The following is a 4,437-nucleotide window of genomic DNA, read 5'->3' as shown; positions in this document are numbered from 1 at the left end:
CACAAGGAGGGTGCAGTTTTTCCGCAAGATTTCCGACCTCGTCCACACCTGTCCACAGTGTCACTGTGGAAACAAGTGGAGCGGATGTCCGTTTTGGCCGGATTGATGACTAGTCACCTGTGGACAGACGTGGCGATCGGTTCCACAGAGTTGTCCACAACGGTGGACAACCACAGCTGTGGATCAGCCTGTGGGTTCCCGGCCCAGGCTCACGGGCCGGTCGCGTTGTGCACACAGCTGTGGACAGACGTGTGGATGGCTGTGGAGGCCGGCGATCGGCGATGGGTGTCCGTGGTGTGGCGACTAGTCACCTCTGCGCGCTACGTCCCATTGATCCCGACTCGGTGGACGTCCGCGCCGCCTCGGGGCCCCCAGGGACACGAACGCGCCGGCGCAGCCCGCGGCTGTCCGTCGCGCGAGGGGTCCGTCAGTGGGACTGCTGCCGGATGCGGTTGGTCAGCTCGGTGACCTGGTTGTAGATGGCGCGGCGTTCACCCATGAGCTCGCGGATCTTGCGGTCGGCGTGCATGACCGTGGTGTGGTCGCGGCCGCCGAAGTGCTGGCCGATCTTCGGCAGTGACAGGTCGGTCATCTCGCGGCAGAGGTACATCGCGATCTGCCGCGCGGTGACGAGCTGGCGGGAGCGCGACGAGCCGCAGAGGTCCTCGAGCGTCACCGCGTAGTACGCCGCCGTCACCGCCATGATCGTCGCGGCGGTCACCTGGTTCGGCGTCTCGTTCGGCAGCACGTCCTTGAGGACGATCTCGGCGAGCGGGAGGTCGACCGGCTGGCGGTTGAGGTTGCTGAAGGCCGTGACGCGGATCAGGGCACCCTCGAGCTCGCGGATGTTCGTGCTGAAGTTCGTCGCGATGTACTCGAGGACGTCGTCCGGCACCTTCATCCGGTCCTGGATCGCCTTCTTGCGCAGGATGGCGATCCGGGTCTCGAGGTCGGGCGGCTGGACGTCGGTGAGCAGGCCCGACTCGAACCGGGTGCGCATCCGGTCCTCGAAGCCGGACAGCTCGCGCGGCGGCAGGTCGCTCGTGATGACGATCTGCTTGTTCGCGTTGTGCAGCGTGTTGAAGGTGTGGAAGAACTCCTCCTGGGTCTGCAGCTTGCCCTGGAGGAACTGGATGTCGTCGATGAGCAGCACGTCGACGCTGCGGTACCGGGCCTGGAAGGCGCTGGCCTTGTCGTCGCGGATGCTGTTGATGAAGTCGTTGGTGAACTCCTCGGAGTTCACGTACCGCACCCGGACGCCGGGGAACATCGTGCGCGCGTAGTGCCCGATGGCGTGGAGCAGGTGGGTCTTGCCCAGCCCGGACTCGCCGTAGACGAAGAGCGGGTTGTACGCCTTGGCGGGCGCCTCGGCGACGGCGACGGCCGCCGCGTGGGCGAACCGGTTGCTCGCGCCGATGACGAAGGTGTCGAAGGTGTACTTGGGGTTCAGCCGCGTGTCGCCGACGACGGGGGGCTCCGGGCGCTGCTGGCGCAGCGGCCCGCTCTCGCCCCCGGCGCGCAGCGCGTCGGCCGGGTGGTCGGACCCCCCGTAGGCCTGCAGCCGCGGCTCGTCGAGGTCGGCGCCGTCGAGGGCCGGAGCGCTCTCGGCGAGGTCGCGCAGGGGGTTGGGGTTGGCGGCCGCCGGGTGCACCTGCGAGTAGGGGCTGCCGTGCGGGGGCTGCACCGAGGCACCGTGCCCGTTGGACCCCGTGGGCCCGCCCGGCACGGTCTGGCCGTGGTTGACGCCGTGGTCGGGCAGCTGGCCCATCTGGTCGAACTGGCCGTGGTGGCCCTGGTGGCCCTGGTGTCCGGGCGTGGCCGAGAACGGGTTCGACGGACGGGCGCCCTCCGAGAGCGCGGGCTGCCCGGTCGGCTCGTCGCTGATCAGACCCAGGTCGGTCTCGAGGGTCTCGTCGACCGACACCGCGAGCTGTACCGGGTGGCCGAGCTGCTCACCGAGAGCGGCGTGCACCTGCTCGCGCATCCGCGTCTCGAGGAAGTCCTTGGTGAAGTTGTTGGGCACCCGAACGAGGGCCGTCTGGTCCAGGACGCCGATGAGCCGGCAGAGCCGCACGAACGCGCGCTCGCGGTTGGACAGGCCCACCGAGTCGAGGGTGCGAAGCGTCTCCTGCCAGATCCGTGCGTAGTCGACGCCTGCATCGGCCACCTCGTCCCACCTACCCCTGAGTCGTTCCTCGTGCACCGGTCTCGCGGGCACCTGCGCGGATCTCACCCGAGTCGGCGCTCGGGTCGGACGGCTCGAGGGCCGACCGCTGTCCGGCTGAACGATGCCCTGTTGTCCACACCTTTGTCCACAGCCTGTGCATGGGTGGGCGACGATGGTGAAGGTCGAAACGTACCTCGCGCGGTCGCCTCTGACAATCGCGCCGTCCACAGATTCGGTCAACTCACGGCGTGTCGCCTTGAACACGGTGCGGCAGGCCCCAGTATCGGTGGGTTCGGCAGCCCTCAGGCCCCGACCCGCGTCGGTTTGACCCTTCTTCCGGCGCTCCCGTATCGTTGACCGAGCGTGTCTGCGACCTCTTTCGCATGCCCATGGCGCCTCGTGGCCCACCCGGTCGTTCGGGTGGCGCCGAAGTACCACGGGCTTGCCGATTGCGGTCGCCGAGACCACGCCCAGTCCCACCCCCACGGGAGCACGGGTCGACGCTGTCGCCCGTTCCCCGCGACCAACGGAGAACCTCGTGAGCAAGCGCACCTTCCAGCCGAACAACCGTCGCCGCGCCAAGACGCACGGCTTCCGTCTGCGCATGCGCACCCGCGCTGGTCGCGCCATCCTCGCCGCACGTCGTCGCAAGGGCCGCGCCGAGCTCTCGGCCTGACCGCCCGGGGCCTCGGCGTGCTGCCGGCACGTCACCGTCTGCGCGAGAGCGCGGACTTCGCGTCGGCAGTCCGGGGGCCGGGCGCCAGCAGAGCGGGCGGGCGACTCCTCGTCGTGCATGCCAACCGGACCGATGCGCGTGCGGACCTTCCGCCGCGCGTCGGTTTTGTTGTGTCCAAGGCCGTCGGGAACGCCGTCGTCCGCAACCGGACCAAGCGCCGGCTGCGAGCCAGCGTGGCGGGGCACCTCGACGGCGTCGCGACCGGGTGGGATCTCGTCGTCCGGGCGAACCCGGCTGCGGCACAGGCGAGCTGGGAAGAGCTGGACGCGGCGCTCGGACGTCAGCTCGAGAAGGTGACCAGGCCGTGACCCTCAGCGTCAGCTCGGTGCTCGCGGCCCCGCTCGTGCTCGCGGTCCGCCTCTACCAGCGGTTCGTCTCCCCGCTCAGGCCCCCCACCTGCCGGTTCTACCCGAGCTGCTCGGCGTACGCGGTCACCGCGCTGACGCGCTTCGGCCCGATCCGGGGTAGCTGGCTCACGGTGCGGCGGCTCGGCCGGTGCCACCCGTGGAACCCGGGTGGCGTCGACGACGTTCCGCTCACGTGGGAGAGCCGCAACGCGGTCCGACCGAAGGACTTCCGGCCGACGGACGCCGATGAATCGGCCCGGGTGGGAGCGGCGGTGCCCTCCGAGCCGGGCCACGGACCGCCGACACCGCACCGGCACCACCACGGAGAACCCACCACCTGACCACGCGGCACCACGGTGCCGACCAGTGGTGACCGGCCCGAAGGCTCGGCCGGCTCACCGGATGACAGAGGACACACGTTGAGCGAGTTCTTCAACACCCTGCTCTACCCGATCAAGCTGGGTGAGGCCTGGGTCATGTACGCCTGGCACTGGCTGTTCGATGCCGTCGGGCTGCCCACCGGCTGGGCCTGGGCCTTCTCGATCGTCGGCCTCACCGTCGTCGTCCGGCTCCTGCTCATCCCCCTCTTCGTACGGCAGATCCACTCCTCGCGCCGGATGCAGCTCATCCAGCCGGAGATGCAGAAGATCCAGAAGAAGTACAAGGGCAAGCGCGACCCGGAGAGCCAGAAGGCGCAGCAGCAGGAGATCATGGATCTCTACCGCCGCACGGGCACCAACCCGTTCAGCAGCTGCCTGCCGATCCTCATCCAGAGCCCGTTCTTCTTCGCGCTCTTCCAGCTGCTCAACAACCTGCGCGCCCAGGCCGAGGGCAAGCAGCCCGGCATCGGCCCGATCACCAACGAGGTCGCCCGCGCCATCGAGGGCTCGACGATCTTCGGCGCCAAGCTGTCCGACGCCTTCATGACCAGCGGTGAGACGAGCGTCAAGATCCTCACCGCAGTGCTCATCGTGCTCATGTCCGCGACGACGTTCACGACGCAGTACCAGCTGATGCGCAAGAACATGCCGGCCGCCGCGCTCGACAACCCCTTCGCGAAGCAGCAGAAGGTCCTGCTGTACCTCATGCCGATCTTCTTCGCGATCTCCGGCATCAACTTCCCGATCGGTGTCCTGCTCTACTGGTTGACGACGAACCTCTGGACCATGGGTCAGCAGTTCTACGTC

The 4,437-nt window shown here is 68.6% G+C and carries 5 protein-coding genes; 4 read left to right on the top strand and 1 reads right to left on the bottom strand.

Annotated features, from left to right (window positions below; genetic code table 11):
* Positions 1–427: 427 nt before the first annotated feature.
* Positions 428–2,167 carry a chromosomal replication initiator protein DnaA gene (dnaA, locus tag ACR9ZK_RS20875; protein WP_481343884.1) on the bottom strand — a complete coding sequence of 580 codons (1,740 nt, stop codon included), beginning with the start codon at positions 2,165–2,167 and terminating at the stop codon, positions 428–430.
* Positions 2,168–2,705: 538 nt separating this feature from the next.
* Between dnaA and rpmH the strand changes: the two genes are divergently transcribed.
* The 4 genes from rpmH to yidC form a co-directional block, all read left to right on the top strand.
* Complete coding sequence (gene rpmH, locus ACR9ZK_RS20870) at positions 2,706–2,843, top strand: 50S ribosomal protein L34 (RefSeq protein WP_010849920.1); 138 nt, start codon at positions 2,706–2,708, stop codon at positions 2,841–2,843.
* A gap of 17 nt (positions 2,844–2,860) precedes the next feature.
* A complete protein-coding gene (gene rnpA, locus ACR9ZK_RS20865) occupies positions 2,861–3,211 on the top strand; it encodes a ribonuclease P protein component (protein WP_481343883.1) in 351 nt (116 codons plus the stop codon).
* On the top strand, positions 3,208–3,591 hold the full coding sequence (gene yidD / locus ACR9ZK_RS20860) for a membrane protein insertion efficiency factor YidD (protein WP_481343882.1): 384 nt from the start codon (positions 3,208–3,210) through the stop codon (positions 3,589–3,591). Before rnpA ends, yidD begins: the two co-directional genes overlap by 4 nt.
* Before the next feature lie 78 nt (positions 3,592–3,669).
* On the top strand, positions 3,670–4,437 hold a 768-nt coding region (yidC, locus tag ACR9ZK_RS20855; protein ID WP_481343881.1), incomplete at its 3' end, for a membrane protein insertase YidC.

Source organism: Monashia sp. HAY1-5C (genome assembly GCF_056755255.1).
The sequence above is the reverse complement of the archived record's forward strand: the minus strand, read 5'-3'. Positions and strand labels throughout refer to the sequence as shown.